The sequence below is a fragment of the Arenibacter arenosicollis genome (genome assembly GCF_014397245.1).
Lineage (GTDB): Bacteria > Bacteroidota > Bacteroidia > Flavobacteriales > Flavobacteriaceae > Arenibacter > Arenibacter arenosicollis.
Map to the genome: position 1 here is coordinate 65,575 of NZ_JACLHY010000003.1, position 20,608 is coordinate 86,182.

9 protein-coding genes are annotated in these 20,608 nt (G+C 38.2%); 8 read left to right on the forward strand and 1 reads right to left on the reverse strand.

The genetic code is table 11. The features are described 5' to 3' along the window. The first annotated feature begins 2 nt into the window (after window positions 1-2). Complete coding sequence (locus H4O18_RS04825) at window positions 3-1,511, forward strand: RagB/SusD family nutrient uptake outer membrane protein (protein ID WP_187581987.1); 1,509 nt, start codon at window positions 3-5, stop codon at window positions 1,509-1,511. Window positions 1,512-2,241: 730 nt separating this feature from the next. Here H4O18_RS04825 and H4O18_RS04830 read toward each other — a convergent pair. Further along, the gene (locus H4O18_RS04830; protein ID WP_222942340.1) at window positions 2,242-3,105 is read right to left on the reverse strand and encodes an AraC family transcriptional regulator; all 864 of its coding nucleotides are present in this window, start codon (window positions 3,103-3,105) and stop codon (window positions 2,242-2,244) included. A gap of 87 nt (window positions 3,106-3,192) precedes the next feature. Here H4O18_RS04830 and H4O18_RS04835 point away from each other — a divergent pair, with 87 nt between their 5' ends. From H4O18_RS04835 to H4O18_RS04865, 7 genes are all read left to right on the forward strand, one after another. Next, on the forward strand, window positions 3,193-3,921 hold the full coding sequence (locus tag H4O18_RS04835) for a phytanoyl-CoA dioxygenase family protein (RefSeq protein WP_187581989.1): 729 nt from the start codon (window positions 3,193-3,195) through the stop codon (window positions 3,919-3,921). Between the two features lie 13 nt (window positions 3,922-3,934). Continuing rightward, entirely contained in the window at window positions 3,935-4,774 is an 840-nt protein-coding gene (locus tag H4O18_RS04840; RefSeq protein ID WP_187581990.1) for a sugar phosphate isomerase/epimerase, read from the forward strand. Window positions 4,775-5,285: 511 nt separating this feature from the next. Further along, the gene (locus H4O18_RS04845; protein ID WP_187581991.1) at window positions 5,286-8,132 is read left to right on the forward strand and encodes a ligand-binding sensor domain-containing protein; all 2,847 of its coding nucleotides are present in this window, start codon (window positions 5,286-5,288) and stop codon (window positions 8,130-8,132) included. 707 nt (window positions 8,133-8,839) lie between these two features. After that, complete coding sequence (locus tag H4O18_RS04850) at window positions 8,840-11,233, forward strand: hypothetical protein (RefSeq protein ID WP_187581992.1); 2,394 nt, start codon at window positions 8,840-8,842, stop codon at window positions 11,231-11,233. Between the two features lie 1,064 nt (window positions 11,234-12,297). Continuing rightward, entirely contained in the window at window positions 12,298-15,756 is a 3,459-nt protein-coding gene (locus H4O18_RS04855; protein WP_187581993.1) for a SusC/RagA family TonB-linked outer membrane protein, read from the forward strand. 17 nt (window positions 15,757-15,773) lie between these two features. Then, window positions 15,774-17,540, forward strand: coding sequence for a SusD/RagB family nutrient-binding outer membrane lipoprotein (locus H4O18_RS04860; RefSeq protein WP_187581994.1), 1,767 nt, complete (start codon window positions 15,774-15,776; stop codon window positions 17,538-17,540). A gap of 245 nt (window positions 17,541-17,785) precedes the next feature. Next, complete coding sequence (locus tag H4O18_RS04865) at window positions 17,786-20,596, forward strand: NPCBM/NEW2 domain-containing protein (RefSeq protein ID WP_222942341.1); 2,811 nt, start codon at window positions 17,786-17,788, stop codon at window positions 20,594-20,596. Window positions 20,597-20,608 lie beyond the last annotated feature (12 nt).

The window sequence follows — 20,608 nt, forward strand, 5'->3', positions numbered from 1 at the left end:
AAATGAAAATCTATAGAAACTTTATAAGAGCTATAGCCGTCGGAACCGCACTATCAAGCATAACGGCATGTAGTAATTTTTTGGATGAAGAAGATGAGTCGAACTTCACAACCGACACCTACTTTACCACGGCTGCGCATGCCGAGAGTGCCGTTAATGGAATATATGAACCCTTGGTTTCAATTACCAATAGTGGTTTTGGCGGAGGTACATGGATGATGCTCGAGTTTGCCACAGGATTGGCCAACACCTCTTTAGGACAGGCGACAAATATTTATTTGGTAAAAGATTTAATTAATAATTCGGACAATGGATATGGGAGCAGTTTCTGGACCGGATATTATTTAGGTATCTCTAGGGCCAACTTGGCAATTGAAAAAATCCCTGAAATAAATATGGACGAAGCTTTAAAGCAGAAGTATTTAGCGGAAGCCAAATTCTTTAGGGCCTATTATTATTTTGGTTTGGTACGCATGTTCGGAAACATTCCTATCATCACCAATTCGGTTGATTTGGGCTCGGATCAATTATACCCTGAACAATCTTCTGCTGAAGCGGTCTATGATTTAATTGTCAACGATCTAAAAGAGGCTGAAGGTGCTGGCCTGGCTTGGAGAGTTGGATCGGGCAGAGTTTCTTTGGGCGCAGTTAAAACCTTATTGGCAGATGTGTATTTGACCATGGCAGGCTACCCGCTTCAAAAAACAGAGAATTACGCGCTTGCCGCCGCTAAGGCCAAAGAGGTAATGGATTCGGATGAGTTTGGCCTTTTTGACACCTATGATGAGCTGCATGACCCTGCTACTAAGAACACTGGGGAATACATCTTTATGACCCAATTCGCGGCAGGTATTCAATCAGGCAACTGGCAGCCAGGAATTTTACCATATAATTTGGGAATTTCCGCCTATTCAGCCCAAACTGGTGGTATCTTTTCAACTAACGCCTTTGTAGATTCCTACGAGGTGGGCGACAAAAGAACAGAAGAAAAACAGTTCTATTTTACAAGCTATTCATTGGAAGCAGATCGCAACAGCAGTGTTAATCTAGGAGCGCCATATATCTTTAAACACTTTGATATTGAAGCAAACGAAGGGAGCGCACAATCAGACCTGAATTGGTGCCTATATCGCTATGCCGATGTATTACTGATGTATGCGGAAGCAGCTAACGAAGCTGAAAGCGGACCTTCAACTGAGGCATATGATGCTGTGAACGAGATTAGGCAACGTGCCGAATTGGTAGATTTGAGCGGTCTTTCACAGGACGCGTTTAGAGATGCGGTAAGAATAGAGAGAATTCATGAGTTGAGTTTTGAAAACAAGACTTGGTACGATATGGTTAGATGGAGAAAGGCATATAACCCGGAAACCAATGCGTTGGAAGATTTTGTGGGCCATAACTTCTCTTACTTGCCAAATAAGGCGCTAACAGCAAGGGAATTATTGTTTCCGATACCAACATCTGAAATGCAGAACAATCCTAATCTAGTACAAAATACAGGATACTAATTAATACCGCCTTGAGGAATGTTGAACACAGGTATTCCACAAAGGCAAAATTGTATTTTAGAAATTAAACGCTTTTTTGAAGACCCAAAAGTTTTAAAAAAAGGCAACTAAACAAGACACGGGTAGGAAATTCCTACTCGTGTCTTTGTTTATATATACCTAGAAGGTCTTATCCCAATTAATTCCACTCTTGCCTACTGAAAAGGCCAGCAGGATTCCATATAGAGCTCTCAACCCCTGATGGGATCAATTCATTTACAGGGACAATTAACTTTCCAAAGGAGGTAATATATGCCAATTTCTATTGGGACCACTCGAAATACATTTCCATAAAAACCTAATTACAATATTTTAGTAATAAATCTCAAACTTTAAAAATAGTAGTATAGGCACTCTTTTTAATTGAACGATAAATGCAATATTTAGGCTTTCTTTTCTATGGCTAGCATTTAATATATATACCACAAAATACAGTATTACGTTAAAAATGCAAAAAAAATATCAGTGTTTGTCAGTTAATTGGTAGCGAACAAGAGACTAACCGCTTATCTTGCATAAGATTTCATAAGTGAAATTGATTGTTAAAAAATTAGAGTTTAAAAAATTCAGGTTCACTCCAAGTTCCTCCAAATGAACCTGATAAAGATTGAGTTGAGTTAGTTTTGAAAAATCCGGACACCACTAAGGTTCCGGATTTTTTTTAAGGTAGCCCGAAAGTTAGATAAGTGTTCTATAATTCCCTTTGCAATCTTCTATAGGATTTAGGTGTAGTACCAGTAAACTTCTTAAAAGTGGTGGCAAAATACTGGGAGGAAGCAAAACCCAAGCCAAATGCCACTTCAGTAACCGTTTTAGTGGTCCGCAGATCTATTTTTGCCTGTTCAATCTTTAGTCTGTTCACATATTCCTTTGGAGGCATCCCGGATTCCTTCTTAAACCAAGCCTTAAAGTACCCTGTGGACATCCCCACAATATTGGCCATTTCATCCACATATATAATTCTGAATAGATTTTTCTGAATATACTTATCCAAAGTATTCAATTTTATGGATGGTAGACTTTTTTGGGTTTTCTTGGACAGGATAACGGTTTCCAACAATAATTGGGTAATTAATTGATCTATCATTATTTTGGACAACATGGAATCTACATTTTCCAAGTAATCTACCAATTTCTCCAAATTCAACTTTAGTTGAAACGAACCCTTAAATATACATTGGGACTTATCCAGTAGCGTATTGAGCAAAAAATCCGATTGCTTTTTGGGCATGTTGCAAAGTTTACCAACCGAACTATCCAATAAAATCTGAAGCCAAAACAATTCACCTTTATCTTCGGGAAATTCACCCGTACTGTGCATGGTATCAGGGGGTACCACAAAAATATCGTTGCCGTTTAGCTCGTACAATTGCTCTCCAATCTTATAATATTGTTGCCCCTTCATACAAAAACAAATTTCCAAAGCCCCTTGATGTAGATGGCTTTCTAGTCCTGGTTTTACCGCTTTGTATCGATAATGACCAAAAGACAAGCCCCTTTTAATCCCAAAATCCCTTAGATTAAATACCCTTCTATCCTGTAAAGCTATATCCATAAAAATTGTATAAAAAAGTAATATAGTATAAAATTAGAAGACTTTAGTATATTTAAATTACATATTTGGAGCCTACAAACTTGAATTATGGAAACAAACAAAACAAAATTCCTTAAAGAGGGATATATTAGAATTGAAAGCCTACTTTCCCTTTCGGAAGTGGACGTCCTTAGGGCCATATATGATGCAATATTACAGGATAAAGTCAAAACGGCTCATTTGCGGAGCGACCTCGCAGGTACAGAAATGAATCCCCACAAAAAGGTTGAACGTATTACCCAAATTATGAGACCCAGTAGTCTAGTTCCAGAATTGTTAAAAACCAGTGCTTATAAAAAAGCAGGCCTATGGGCCAAAGACCTATTGGGAGAAGACATGGAACTCGATTTTGATATGATGATCAATAAAGCTCCAAACACCAATACCCCTACCCCATGGCATCAGGATGCTGCTTATTGGATTAGCATGCCGGACCAAAGATCCGCTAGCTGTTGGATAGCCCTGGATAAAGTGTTCAAAGAAAATGGCTGTATGTGGTTTATTCCCAAAACGGTAGGCAATCCTATTCTACCCCATAAAAACATGCCTAACGGCGGAGCTTTATTTTGCGAAACCGATACTTCACAAGCAGAAAGTATTCCCTTACTCCCGGGAGGATGCACTTTTCATGATGGACATACCCTTCATTTTAGTCAAGGTAACACCACAGACACCCAACGCAGGGCCCTGATTTTAAATTTTAGACCCAAAAAAATGATCGATTATGAGAGGGAACAAGGGGTAGACCATACTGGGGAAAGAAAGCAGAGAAATTAAATTGATGTAAAATATGCTTCTTAAATTAATATATCCTCGCTGGGGAAGTTCAGATTTGGCTTGGCCGGTATTTTTAACCAAAGTAAAGAAGGCCGGTTATAATGGTGTTGAAATAGACCTGCCACTGAATAGTATTAAAAAAAAAGAAATTTGTTCCATATTGAAAGATATGGAATTGGACTTTGTGGCCCAACATTGGGAAACCAAGGAAGTAAATTTTCATAAGCACCAAGAACTATATAAAAGTCACTTGTACAACCTAGTGGAAGCTAACCCTCTGTTGGTCAATTCGCATACTGGCATGGACTTCTTCACCCACTCTCAAAATTCCACTTTAATTGAATTGGCCCATAAAATTGAATTGGAAACAGGCGTTATCATTACCCATGAAACCCATCGCTCCCGGTTTTCATTTGCTGCCCATGCATGTTTACCTTATTTGGCGGAATATCCCTTTCTTAAACTAACCTCCGACTTGTCCCATTGGTGTTGCGTTGCCGAATCCCTATTGGAAAATCAGCCCAAGGCAGTACAAAAAGCTATAGAACATACCTACCATATCCACGCCAGGGTAGGATCCGCCCATAGTCCACAAGTTATAGACCCCCGGGATAGCAATTATAAAACTGAGTTGGATCTGTTTACCGAATGGTGGCGTTTAATGATTAAAAACGCCTTGGGCAAGAAGCGCCCCTTTATCACCGTCGTCCCTGAATACGGTCCATACCCCTACTCAATTTACAAGACCAATACTAAAATACCACTTGGAAATCAATGGGAAATTAATGAGTTTATTAAAAATCATATTATAGAGTCAATTAATAACATTCCTTCAATTACTTGGCCATATTAATTGAGTGCTACTCCAAAAAATTTCCCTACTCACCAAATAAAAATACTTCACTCAATATTCTAGAATTATTTTCGGTAATAAAGCATCTTAATTTGATAAACATTCACGGTAAAAAACCTTACAATCTATCACATATTCTCCTTTTTCCGTTTCTAAGCCTTTACAAACAGTCAATTTTTAATGATACACAATAAAAATTTATATCTTAAAAACCAACTATATTAATTCGAAATATTGAAATCAATTTTTACCTTTTCTAGGCCAACTATTTTCTTTAATACCATAAAATTATAACCAAATGATCCTAGAACTTCACAAACTTCCAGAAAACATAATATAGCACTATAGATTTTGCAATATCAGATAGAAAATTTTCTATGAAATTAGATTTTATGAATATTTGGTGAAAAACACCTATGACTTGTTTTTAAAATGTAATACTAATTGTATATTGTTTTCAAAAGTAAACATGAAGATGCCAAAAACTTATGTTGCTCTGATTTTTATTTTTTTGAAAATACTGAATGTCGGTTGGTCCCAAGAATATAAATTTCAACACATAACTACAGTAGATGGGCTTTCCCATAATGAAGTGCGAAAGATTGTTAAAGACAATCAAGGATTCTTGTGGTTCGGAACCCAGAATGGACTTAATCGCTATGATGGTTACCGCTTCAATGTCTTCAAAAATATAACCAACGATAGCAAAAGTATTATTGGCGATAAAATATATTCCCTTGCGGTCTCCGATAATAAATTATGGGTTGGTACTATAACTGGACTAAGTATTATCAATACGGTTACCTTGGATGTGATTCCAACACCGAATATTCACAATTCCATAGGAACAAACGGTGTTCTTCAACTATTTAATGATGGATCTAATAAGGTTTGGGTGTCTACTGAGAATGAAAATTTTATTATTGATGCCGAATCCCTGGAAGTTGAGAGGGTTCTAAAAGGTTATAAGATTGCTTCGGTTGCCAAAAGTCTTGATAACAATTATTGGGTAGGTACCGATAAGGGTTTGTTGCGATTCCAAAACAACAGTAATACCATAATAAAAAACTACGAAATTGGCTCATTTAATGTATATAGCCTGGATGAGATTTTTACTAATTCTTATGGGGAAGTATGGCTTACCATTTCGGATAAAATCTACAGATATCAATCCGAAAGGGATAGATTTATTGAAGTTTATAGTTCAAAATCCTTAAATGCCATATCGGAAGATAAAGAAGGAGGTATTTTTTTTGGTAGCTATGGAAACGGCCTTTTAAAATATAAAAGGGATACAGGAATATTTGGATCACTTTTGGCAAATCCTGAAAACCATTTATCCATAAGTAGTAATGATATATACGATGTTTATGTAGATGATGAAAATATTATTTGGGTAGGTACCCAAGAAGGATTGGATTATTACGATTTTTCCAGACATAGGTTCAACAGTTTGGTGCATTTGCCCGAAAACAGTAATAGTCTAAGAAGTAGTTTTGTACAAACCATTTTTCAAGATACAGATGGTTTATTTTGGATAGGGACACGTGAGGGAATTGATCTGGTGGATTTTGAAAATGGCAACTCAAATCCTAAGATAACGCACATGGACATGGGAAGTAAGGGTTTTGACTCGCTGAACAGTGATTATGTTACCTGTATTCATAAGGATTCAAAAGAAAGAATGTGGATAGCAACTATGAGTAATGGGTTGTATTTGATTGATGAAAAGCGCAATATTTTCAGACATTTTCTTCAGGACAATAGTGTAAAAACAAGTATTGCTGCTTCATCGGTTCGTTCCATATTAGAAGACCATTTGGGAAGAATGTGGTTTGGAACCGGAGGAGGGTTGTCGTTATTAATTGAGCATGACGAAAAAAATTATTCCTTTGAGAATTTAGGATATTCCAAGTTGAACACCAATTCTTTGCCCTTCAACGATATTTATTCCGTGTTTGAAGATAGTCAAAATAGAATTTGGGTAGGAATGAATGGGGGAGGATTAAATTTATTACAGGAAAAGGGAGGGAGCAAGTATTTTCTGCGGTTTAATCATAATCCTTCAGATCCTAAATCGATTAGTAACGACGAGGTTTTTGTTATTTATGAGGATCTTAAAAAACGTGTTTGGTTTGGCACCTCGGCCGGTGGGTTAAATCTTTTGAAGGAGGATGGCAGATCGGATATTAATGACGGTTACTATTTTCAAAGTTACACCGAGAGTGATGGGTTATCTGATAATGAGGTAAATGCAATATTGGAAGACCATCAGGGTGATTTATGGATTGCAACAAATACGGGTTTTTCCGAATTTAATGTCAATATGGAAACCTTTACCAATTATTCCACCTATGATGGGGTACTGAAAGGAAAGTTTAGGAAGAATGCTAAATGGAAAACCGAAGACGGGACGCTATTTTTTGGTGGTGCTTCAGGTATAAATTATTTTAATCCCAATAGTTTTAGATTAAATAATTTAAAGCCGGACCCAGTTTTTTTGGATTTATTGATTGACGGTAAGGTTATTGATATTGGCCAATTACTTGATGATAGCGTAATAATAAACGAACCCCTAAATTCCGGGTCTGTTGTGAGGTTGCCTGGGAATGATAATCGATTTGAAATAGAATTTGCCTCCTTATCTTTTACTTCGCCATTTCGAAATCAATATGCTTTTAAATTGGAGGGATTAGATAAGGATTGGAGGTATACAACAGGCAAAGATCCCAGTGCCAGGTATTCCAGACTTAAGGCAGGAAAATACCGTTTTTATTTAAAAGCGGCAAATAATGATGGTGTTTGGAACGAGAATCCCATTTATCTCGATATCCTAGTAAGAGCCAATTTTACGGACAAAAATATTGTAAAAATTGGAATTGTTTTTTTGTTGCTTTTGACTCTATCCTTTGGTGTCCTGGCCTTTAAAAAGTTTAAAAGCAGAGGTCTAACAAACAAAGGTAATCCAAAGGCCAAGAAATCCCATAAGCCAATTGATCCTAATTTGGAGGGTGAGAATATAGAAAAAATCAAGGAATTAAATCTATTGATGGAAACGGATAAAATTTATTTGGATTCGGAATTGGGATTGAGTCAATTGGCTGAAAAAATAGAAGTGAGTACCAATCATTTGTCCATGTTGCTTAATGATTACATTGGTAAAAATTTTTATGACTACATAAATCATTACAGGGTAGAAGAAGTTAAAAAGAGACTTAAGGATCCTTATTATCAAAAACAAACAATATCCTCTATTGGTGGCGATTGCGGTTTTAACTCCAAATCTGCCTTTAATAGAATTTTCAAAAATCTAACAGGAAAGACACCAAGTGCGTATCAAAATATGTCTCTAGATTAATGATTAGTAGTTTTTGAAGGTATTGTCCTTTTGGAATGTACATAGGTTTATTGGAAAGACAATATTTTGCAGTATTCATTACTATTGGAAGCGCACTATAAATTTATCCCATTTTCGTATTGAATAAATATAGAGCTTAGCAATTTACAATTATATAATCGGCCCCAATAATATTATCCTTTTTTAAAGGCTTCCAATTTATTACAGTATTGAAGTATCGTCAATGTCCATATATAAAATATCATTATTATAGGTTAAGCACATAGGGCTTCCATAATGCCTGTTGTATAATTATACTTGTAATAACCACAAAAAGCAATTTCAAAGGACTACAATTCAATAGGGAACTTAAATCGAGAAAGGTGTTTGGATTTAAGGTTCCGAATTAAGTAGATTGGCAATAATCTTCGTTACCACATTTTCTTTAATCCAATACTTCACAAATCCCTGATAGGCAGTATAAGATTTGTGCCAATGATTAATGGTGCTTTATATGAACTCAGAATTTGTCCTTTTATATATGTTAGGGCGACTTAAACCATATACTCTCTTAAGTTTGCTTTAAGTTGAAAGGGCTGTTAAAACTGGTGTGGTTCACCATGTATTGAAAGATGTTTTTACTTGCAGGATTTAATTTTGGTCTTATTGCAAGACATAATTATATCGATTTAAACAGCAAATTTGGGATACTTTAAAAAAATCAATTTATGAAGGGTTTAAAAGGAATCATATTGGATTTAAAGACTGTATGTTTTTTATTAATTGTAGCTATCGGAATTTCTTGCGATTCAGATAATAATACCGTGCTCAATGCCAAGGCTTTTTCTATGAGTATAGATAAAAGTGGAAACCTTACTTCTTTAAGGGATACAAGAAACAATCAGGAATATCTCGCAAAGGGTTTAAATTCACCCTTATTGACGGTGGTATTAACCGATTCCACAAAAATATTACCCCAAAGAATGATTACAGACATAAAGGAAGGTATTTTTACCCTCTACTACGAGGGAGAAATCAAAGTGGATATGGCCTATAGTGAAAAAGAATCGTATTTGAAATTTGAAGTGGTCGATGGTCAAAATATGGATAAAGTCTCAGGGATTATTTGGGGGGCATACCCAACAACTATAAACGAAACTATTGGAGAGCTTGTGGGAGTGGTAAGAGATAGTGAATTTGCCATAGGAATCCAGGCTTTGAATCCTCAGACAACAGGCGGTGTTCCAGTGACAAACGCAGGTTTTGTTCCAAGCCGTAAAGGACCTGCTTTCAAAACGGACTACGGGAGTGCATTACAGGCTTTTGCTATAAATAGATCGCTAAAAAGAACCGCCAACGTTTGGGAAGGTCATTATCAAGATATGCCAATTCCTTCCATAAAAGGGAGTACCGTCATTGGTTCTAAAATTGCAATCTTTGGTTGCTCGCCAGAAGAGGTACTGGCCACTGTAGGTGGATTGGAGATAGAAGAAGGCTTGCCCCACCCTACTATTGATGGGGAATGGGTGAAGACCCACCCTTTGAGGAGCAAAGCTTACTTTATCACTTCGTTTGATGAAGGTAATTTTGATGAACTATTGGAATATGTGAAAATGGCTGGGATGACTTCCATATATCATAGTCATCCTTTTGAGAATTGGGGTAAATTTGACTTGTTACCGGAGCTGTTCCCTAACGGAAACAAAGGGATGAAAAAACTAGTAGAAAAAGCCAAGGACGAAGGTATTAGGGTAGGGGCGCATACCTTAACTACTTTTATAACCCCTAATGATCCTTTTATTACTCCAGTACCTCATAAAGATTTGGCCAAAACAGGATATGGGGAACTTACTGCAAATTTAAATGTAGAAACAACGGAAATTCCTATTGGTAGCAAAAAATATTTTGAGGACGAGCAATTTAATTGGATGCATACGGTACAGATAGGTGATGAACTTATCCGGTATAGGTCAGTGAGTGATATCGAACCCTATAAATTGCTCGACTGTGAACGCGGAGCATTTGGGACTACAATATCAGAACATAAAAAAGGAGCGCAGGTAGGAAAGCTTCTGGATCATCCTTATAAAGTGTTTTTTCCAAATCTGGAACTGCAAAAAGAAATGGCTCAGAACTTAACGGATTTCCTAAATGAAACAGGGGTGTCACATATCGATTTTGACGGACATGAAGGAGCATTGGCTGCTGGACAAGGCGTTTACGGAATGGACGATTTTGCTCTTAAAGTGTTTGAAGGAACGGACTTCAACTTAGTGAATGGTTCTAGTAGAACCACGCACTTTTATTGGCATATAAATCATTATATTAATTGGGGAGAACCTTGGTATGGTGGGTTTAGGGAAAGTCAGTCTGAGCATAGATTTAGTACTCAACCTTTTTTGGAAGCCAATTATCTTCCCAATATGTTGGGCTGGTTTTCCTTAACACCTGAAACAACCCTGGAGGATATTGAATGGATGTTGGCAAAAGGAGCTGGTTATAACGCTGGTTTTGCTTTATCGGCTAATTATAAGGCTTTAAAAGCCAATCCGGAGACCAACAAAATCCTCGAAACAATTCGAGATTGGGAACATGCCCGTTTGAGCGGTAGCTTCACTCCAGAGCAACGTAAAGATTTCAGGAATGTAACCAAGGAATTTAGCTTAAGAAATATAGGTGGGAACAACTGGATCCTTGGCTCTAGCCAACACTATAATTTTGAATATACGAAAGTAGAATTACAGCCGGGAGAGCCAACTTATGCAAAGTGGAAATTTAAAAATGAAGCCGCTAAACAACCTCTAATGTTTACTATCTCTTTACAGGGAGAGGGGGCGGTGAGCCAACTTTCTTTGGATGTGGTCAATTATGTCAACTTAAAAATTTCTGAGGTAATTAAACAAGGGGAAACCATTTCTTTGGATGCTGAGGGCAATTTAATCCACTACGACTCCAAAGGGAAAGTTTTAAAGAAAAAAATAATCAACAATCCTCCTATTTTGGATTTAGGGGAGCAATCCATACAGTTGGATTGTATGCTTGAAAGTGGGAGCCCAAAGGTAGAATTGAAACTTAAACTACAGGGCAAAGAAGAAAAAATAAATATGAAACAGCAGAAGTAAGGATATTTAAACTCATTACCTTCAGATTATATTTTAATTTTATGGTTTCAAAGGAAGCCCTTAAATATTAATTAGGAATAAAATTGTTTTGAGATTTTTTTTGATGGCTCTGTTCTCATCATGCACCTAGCAAGAAAAAACAATAAAATATCAATGTTCAATTAAAGTTGCGCGTCCAATTTGCGAATTAGACCTTCTGCAGTAAATACTTAGATATAATTTTTGAATATATCTCATAGAACAAATGAAACAATAACGCCGATTGGTAAAAGGATGCTGGTTTGAGCATCAAGGCAAATTATTAAATGAGGCGGTCGTAACTGAACGAGATTCGGAAGAATGGAGTTTGTAAAAGAGTAATGGGGTTAAGAGATGGGGTTCAATGATTTTTATTTACCTATTTGGATTGAAAAATGTGATGGTCACGGCCAACAATTTGTAACCGATTCTTGGCAATTAATGCTGAAAAAATATTGAACACCTAGGGTGTATTATGTCTTGAGGTGGTCACCGATGCCTCGGGTGAAATCCTTTACGGTCATTTAAATCAAATAAAAGAAGTGGGTAAAAACTGGGAAGGGTTAGATGAAAAAATGGTATGTCTTTAAGCTACAGACATGAGCTCTTCTTCATAGTTTTCCTTTGGAAATGTATTACGATTGATGCCCAAAGTTTAACCCGTAATTCCTATCCTATAAAGCCGTAAAATACCCAAAGCCTAACTTTTAATATTAATAGTGCCCCATGGGATATTTAGCGTGGCCCAGCTAGGCCAGCTCATCCAACGTCCTAATGCTCATTAGGACTATTTCTTATGTGTATTATAGTCCTAACACTCCTTTTAGGTCGACTAACAGTTAATTATATGTTAATATCGCAGAGGAATAATCTACCTAGATATTCCCAACTGACGAATATTGTTAAACTAAACTAATTCAAAAAGATTGCCTAATGATTTAATTTTTTTTGGACGGATCTTGGTCCATTGTGACTAAATGGTCAGGGATATTCCGTAATAAGGGATATCTAATTAAAGAACAATACTAACTAACAAAACCTTAAGAATGAAATTAAAAAACTTAAAAAGGAAGAAAAAAAACAGTGTTAGCTGGGTAAAGGTGTTTCCTCTTATCCTTCTTGCATTTACATCTATTTCCATGACCGGAAATCCGTTATTCAATGGCCCATTTGAAGAGTTACAACAGACTATTTCTGGAACTATTACAGATGAAACCGGCTCTCCACTTCCTGGAGTAAGCATTATAGTTCAAGGAACTACAAATGGTACTCAAACCGATTTCGATGGAAATTATACCATTAATGCCTCGGTAGGAGAAATACTTGTTTTCTCTTACATTGGAATGAAAACCAAATCGGTCACCATTGGTGCTTCCAACAACATAGATGTTTCCATGCAAGAAGATACCAGTCAATTGGAAGAGGTTGTGGTTACTGCATTGGGAATTAAACGAGAGGAAAGAGCCCTTGGCTATGCAGTATCTGAAATTCAAGGGGATGAAATTGCCCAAGTTGCACAAATCAACCCGGTAAACGCAATGCAAGGAAAGACGGCAGGTGTGCAAATTAGCACCACTTCCGGGGGAACATTTGGTGGAACCAGAATAACGGTAAGAGGTAATTCTACCTTCGATCAGAATACTCAACCTATCTTCGTCGTGGACGGAGTAATCTTGGACAATGACATTAGTGGTGACAGTGGTGCTGACTGGGGTAACCAATTAAAAAATCTTAACCCGGACGATTTCGAATCGTTTTCTATATTAAAAGGAGCAGCAGCCTCTGCGCTTTATGGTTCACGTGCACTAAATGGCGTAGTAATAGTTACCACAAAATCCGGAAAAAAACGTAAGGGTCTTGGGGTTAGCGTTAACCAAACCGTTGGGGTAAGAACAGTTTATGATTCTCCGGATTTCCAAAATCAGTATGGCTCCGGTCTTACCGCTGGAGGTTTTAGTTTTGTAACCAACGGACCCAATACTAGGACACGGGACGATGCTCATGATACGAGCCAGTTTTTCACCTATGACCTAGACACTGGCCTACCTTCCATGGCTTTTGATTCCTACGAAGAACATGCCGCCAGTTGGGGACCTCGTTTTGATGGCCAGGAAATTATAGACTATGATGGTTCTAGAGCTACATGGTCTGCCCAGCCCAATAATTACAAGGACTCTTTTGATACTGGTTTTATTAGAAATACCAACGTGGCCATCGATGGGGGTACTGAGATAAGCAGTTTTAGACTATCATTTTCCAATTTTTCGGAATCAGGGGTGGAGTTAAGGAATGATTTTGACAAGAATTCTTTAAGTTTTAAAGGATCACATGATTTGATCAAAGACAAACTGACTGTTAATGCCGTAATGCACTACACTCGCTCCAAAGCAAAGAACCCATTACAACCTGGAGGGCTTACCTCATGGTTCCACGATGGTTTCCCAAGGAACTATGATGTAAACAAATGGAAGAATAATTATTTGGACGTTGATGGTGGAGTACCACATCCTTATGGCAACAACTACAATTATACTAGAATGAGCAGAATCTGGGCCCATGCACTTGAAGATGACAATACCCGAACAGAAGGATCGTTCATCTCCAATATCAACCTAAATTATAAGATATCAGAAAATATTTCCGCTACCCTGGAAGGGAATGTCAACCAATACACCTACAATCAGGAAAGCAAAACATTTGCGGATAACAGGGACAGACTAAACGGATCCTACTCCTTTGCAAATGGCGAAAAATTTCAACATAGTTTTTCTGCCAAAATGTTTTTCGACAAACAGATCAATGATGACATTAGAATGGATTTATTGTTAGGAGGAGAATTATGGACTTCTAAGGAACAAGGTCAATATGCCAGCACCAGTAGTGGATTTAAAATTCGTGATTTTTATGCCTTGGCCAACTCAAGAGATCCTCTCAACGCAGGAGGCGGTATTGGGCCAAGAAAAAAAATCAATTCCGTTTATGCATTTTTTAACACAAGCTACAAAAGAGACCTTTATTTTAGTGCTACTGCCAGAAATGACTGGTCTTCAGCTTTGGTTTACCCCAATGGACAAGGCAATAATTCCTATTTTTACCCATCCGCCAGCCTTGGCTGGGTAAGCTCGGAAACCTTTAAACTTCCAGATTTTATTTCTTTTGCAAAATTAAGGGCCTCTTATGCCATTGTTGGTAATGATACGGATCCCTACAAGTTATCTACGGGATTTGCAGTTGATAATTTTAACCAAAACCCCAACCTAAACATGTTTAGGTTTGAAGATAATACTGCTGTCTCCGTAAATCTAAAACCTGAAAAGAAATATTCATTTGAAACAGGTGTGGATCTTAGATTTTGGGATAGCAGAATCGGTTTGGATGTCGCTTATTATAAGGACAATACCAAAAATCAAATTATTCCTTTACAGGTTCCTTCCGAATCAGGGATAGACAATCAATTGATCAATGCCGGTAACCTTCAAAACGAAGGGGTAGAGGTAGCCCTAAATTTAAAGCTAGTGGACACTCCTGATTTTAGTTGGGATATAGGTGCAAATTACACCCATAACAGAGATAAAATTATTGAATTGGCTCCTGGAATAAACGAATTTAGATTGTTTGGAAACCCTGATGACTCCAACTCTGCTACAGCTTCATATGCCTATGTTGGAGGAAACTATGGTGACCTTGTTACCAGAAGGGGTTACGATTATTATGATGGTGCAAACAGTGCCAACCACGATATTCCAGTTTTGGCCAACAGAAATGGATGGTCCGTGGCCTACCCTATCGGTATACAGAATAAAGACTCCCTGTACGTTATGGGTAATATGCAAGCCGATTGGTATGGTGGCATGAACACCTCTGTAAGGTATAAAAGGGTACGTTTAAGCACTATCGTAGATGCCAAGTTTGGTGGAGAAATTTATTCAGCAGATGCAAGATACGGTCTGCACCAAGGTGTTCTCAACAGCTCCTTGCCTAATAGGGACGCTTCCCAGGGTGGTATTACTTGGACAAGCCAAGGACAAGGGCAAAACTTTTTTGGAAAAACCTATGAGGACGGGTATATCCCCAACGGAGTTTTTCCTGATGGTACAACCGTTACCTCTGGACCCTCCGACAATAGAACCAACGTTGATGTTGGCGGCTTAACATATCAGCAAGCATATGATCAAGGTCTGGTAGAACCAACACATTGGTCTGGATATGTATACAGATGGACTTCCGCCAGTACAGGAACTCCAATTACCGGTGTTTACACCTCCAGTTGGGTAGGTTTAAGGGAAGTAACCCTTTCCTACGACGTTCCATCGGAAATTTTGGACAAACTTCTGGTAAAAAGTGCTTCTCTGGCATTGACAGGACGTGATTTAGGATTCCTATATAATTCCTTACCAGACAATATAAATCCTACACTAAGTAGTAATGCAGCCGCGAATCCTCTACAACAGAAGTCTTCGCCCTACATAAGATCTATTTCTTTTTCGTTAAAACTCAATTTCTAAATTTGAAAATTTCAAACATGAAAAAAGTATTATATATAATAATCGGCCTGGTAATCTTTACCGGTTGTGACGACGATTTTGCTGAATTAAATACAAACCCGAACATAGGGGTACCACCACCAGAAACCTTGTTCACTTATGTTCAAAAGGAGATGGTTACCTATAAGAATGGTGGCGAATGGTATCATGAGAACCATCAAAAAATGACCTGGGCCCAGTACTTGGTACAGGGAAGAGCCAACGATAGTGATATCAACACCATTCTACCTGGAAGTAAATATGGCACATTCTATGTGAAAATATTGAACCATTTAACTGAGATGAGACTTCAGATTTCCGAACTATCTGAAGAGGAACAAAAATTCTATCAAAAAATGGTAGCAGCATCTGATATCCTTCAGGCCTTTTTTGCGCTTAGAATTACTGACCAATATGGCGACATTCCATACTCTGAAGCAGCTGATGGCCGTAGGGAAGGTAAATTAGACCCCAACTATGACAAACAGGAAGCTGTTCTAATGCAACTTTTGGATGAATTGAACTCGGCTATTCAAAAAATGGACGAAAATATCTCCAGCAGCTACAATTTTTCTCCCAATGACATAGCCTACCAAGGAGACATCTCCAAATGGATCAAATGTGCCAACGCCGTAAAATTAAGAATCGCTACACGCTTATTAAGTCAAAATGAATCGAAAGCACAAGAAATAATAACCTCTGTGGTTTCCGATGGTCGATTGTTTGAAAGTGAAGACGATCAATTCACCTTTGACTTGGGAGGTACCTACAGAGGTGCTCCAGGAGCCGATTTTGAATGGAAAGGTGTTATGTGGTCCGCAGAACCTCTAGTTGAATTCATGAAATCTACTTTAGACCCTAGGTTAAGAATATTTTTTGAGCCAAATGGATATACCCAGGAAACTATTGATACATTCGCCGATCCAGCTACTATTTCCCCTGCGGTGGATATAGACAACGACAACGAGGTATTGTATACCACTGCAGATGGCGAGGATATAATGGGCTATCGTTATATAGGCTTACCTGCTTATAGAAACGACCCCAATATTAATGTTCCCGATTATTACCAATTCCAAGATCAACCCAATACCGTTGGGTCCAATGCAACCATGTTATCCAAATACAATAGGAGACTGATTCAAGAATGTAGGTTTCGCTATGGAGGTTTGCCAGAGCCTCAAGGCAATTATATAGATGTAATGATTTCTTATTCAGAAATATGCTTTATGATGTCCGAATTTATCCTTAAAGGTTATACCTCAGGAGATGCAGCGGATTGGTACAGAAAAGGAATGGAATCTTCTTTGAGAACCTACAATATGTATGGTGAAAAACAGGATTTGATTATGAGGGTGGCCAATAAAGAGTATCCTTATTTACCGCTTACTGAAGATGAAATAACCAACTATCTGGACAATCCGGCCCTTCAGTTGAACGACACGGATGATTTGGAAAAGGTATACATCCAACAGTTCTTAAATTTTTACCGCCTTCCGGAAGAGGGTTGGATCCTTTCCATGCGTACTGGATATCCAAAATACGGTTCTTCATTGTTGGCTAGATCTGAGACCGATAACCCTGAAATTCCTTTTCCACGAAGAATCCCTCCCCCTGAACCAGGTGATTTGAATGTTGCCAAATGGTTACAGGCAAACACGGACCAAGGCTTTACCAGCCCAAGGGATGAAACACCCAGTGTTCTAAACTCCCAACGCCTTTGGTGGGATAAAAACAACCCAGCCATTGGTAGTGGTGGTAACTAAATTAGGTTATTGACAAAAATGTTTGTGTTTATTTATTACAATGGTTGGCCAACAAGTATGGCCAACCATTTTTTTTGGACACATTAACCAATTAATCACCTTTCATCACCACATTAAAACATCAATAACACATTATAATTAGCAAAAAAAGTATCAATATTAGTCTGGGCATTGGTTGCCTTAGACTGTGAACCAAGTTATCTTGGTAAAACAAAATAAGTATCAAAATATTAGCAACTAACCCCATGAAATACTTAAAAATATATTTACCGCTATTCTTGTTATTCTCTATGGCCCTGTATTCCCAGCAATCGGCCTCAGGTATCCTTTCCGTTTCCGAATTGGATATTGAAAAACCCGATCAACCATGGTGGTCTGCCCAAAAAAACAAGTCCATCACCGGAGTCCCTATTCAAATTGGGGGAGTATCATTTAAAAATGGCATTGGGACCTTGTCAGGAAGCAAGCTATTTCTTTTCCTGGATGGTAAGGGTAAAAAATTTAAGACCCAGATCGGTATTCAGGATAAGCAGGACTTTCCACAAAACGTAAAATTCAATACTCTGAGCGATGGCAATAAATTATTCTATACCCAACACGAAGAGGATAAGATATTTGTAGGTATTGCCAATTCTGAAGACAACATGGGCATTGGCAGTGTTCGATTCCTAATAAAAGGAGATGGAAAATTGTTGTGGAAAAGCAAAAAAATTACTGGTGGAAGCAAAGCCATTGAAGTAGATTTAGACTTAAGTGGTATTCAGGTTATGGAACTCAGCGTAGACGATAGCGGTGATGGTGTCTCTGGTGATCATGCCGTTTGGGCGAATGCAACCATCCACTATTCATCCTTTAAACCACAACTGGTAGATGCCAATTATCTTAATAAATTAAAAACGGTTGATTCCAATTTTAATAATACTATTAAACCATTAATACAAAAATTACCCCTTGGCCAAGACACTTATAAAGAAGAACTAAAAACAGATTGGCTGGTTGAAAAGGTAAGTCTTCCTTCTCAAGTCTATCAACAGGCCAATGGAAAGGAAATTGTTATTTCCAACGGATTGATCAGTAGAACTTTCCGACTTACCCCTAACTGTGCCACGGTTGGTTTTACCAATCTGGTATCGGGAGAATCACTGCTCCGTGGTGTTAGTCCGGAGGCCATGCTTACCATAGACGGACAGGAATACACGGTTGGTGGTCTGGACGGACAGATTGAATATGGCTATTTAAAAGAGGAATGGTTGGAACAAATGTGGAGTCCGGCTGGATCGTTTCAACTTACCGATTTTAAGATTGATGAAATTCAAGAGCGTATAAACTGGCCAAACAAAAGATGGTCTTCCAAACCAAAAAGTCCAACACAAGGAAAACACCTAAGCTTTTCCTATGCCCATCCAGAATTTCAAGGCCTAGCAGTGAAGGTGCACTATGAGATTTATGATGGCATTCCTTTGATAAGCAAATGGTTCACCATTGAAAACAGCGGAACAAAATCCATTGTTTTAAACAATTTTAAAAGTGAAATCCTGGCCATGGTGGAGGCCGAAAGTGCGGTAGAAAAACAAAAAGGCTGGGAGACGCCAAACATTCATGTGGAAAGCGATTTTGAATTTCATTCCATGTCCATGAAAAATGCCAACAAAGTGGTTCATTGGGAAAAAGATTCCCGATATACGTCGCAGGCCAGTTATTTATTATCAACTCCCTGTTTGTTGGAATGCAAACTTCCTATTGGTCCAAATGAAACCATTGAAAAAGATTCTACTTTTGAATCCTTTAGAGTCTGGGAAATGCCTTTTGACAGTTATGACAAACAGCGTAAAGGCCTATATACCAACGCCATGTATTCCTTAATAGCGCCTTGGACAACGGAAAATCCCTTATTTTTACATTTGACCACGACGGACGATGCCAAGGTAAAAGCGGCTATTGACCAATGTGCCGAAACTGGTTATGAAATGGTCATTCTTAGTTTTGGCAGTGGCCTGAACATGGAGGACCTGTCCGATAGCAATATAAATAAATTTAAGACCTTGGCAGATTATGCCCATTCCAAGGGTATAGAACTGGGTGGGTATTCCCTGTTATCCAGCAGATGGATCAGTGAGGAGGTAGATGTTATTAATCCGGAAACGGGGAAAAGAGGTGGTGTAATTCATGGCAGCTCCCCTTGCCTGAATAGCCAGTGGGGAATTGACTATTTTGAAAAATTAACGACCTTCTTTGAAAAAACCGGTTTTGATCTCTTGGAACATGATGGCTCCTACCCCGGTCAATTATGTGCCTCCACATCCCATGTAGGTCATAAGGGCCTGGAGGATTCCCAATGGAAATCCTGGAAACGAATTACCGATTTCTACAAATGGTGCAACGAAAAAGGAATTTCCCTAAATATCCCAGATTGGTACTATCTTAGTGGCAGCACTAAAAATGGAATTGGTTATAGAGAGGTGAACTGGTCTTTACCACGTGAACGACAATTGGTGCTAGGGAGACAAAATATGTATGACGGAACTTACGACAGGCTTCCCAGTATGAGTTGGACCTTTGTTCCCTTAACAGAATACCATGGTGGTGGGGCAGAAGCTACTATAGAGCCATTGGACACCCATTTAGAGGCCTATAAGGCTCATATGGTACAAAACTATGGTATGGGAGTTCAGGCCTGTTATAGGGGACCTCGTTTGTACGATACCGAGAAAACAAAGTCGACCGTTATAGAAGTGGTTGATTGGTACAAAAAATACCGCCAGATTCTCAACGCTCCCATTGTGCACTTAAAAAGAGCCAATGGAAGGGAAATTGACGGTGTTATGCATGTTGACCCCAATTTAAACGAAAAGGGACTCGCAATGTTCTTCAACCCTACTAACGAGACCTTGTCCCAAACCATAAAACTCCCCCTATATTACACCGGCCACTCCAATGAAGTGAGCATTAAGGAGAAGGAAGGTAAAAGAATAAGCTATAAATTGGCAAGGGATTATTCCGTAGAATTAAAAGTGGAAATTCCCGCCAACGACAGTACTTGGTTTGTAATTTATTGAGCAATAAAATAA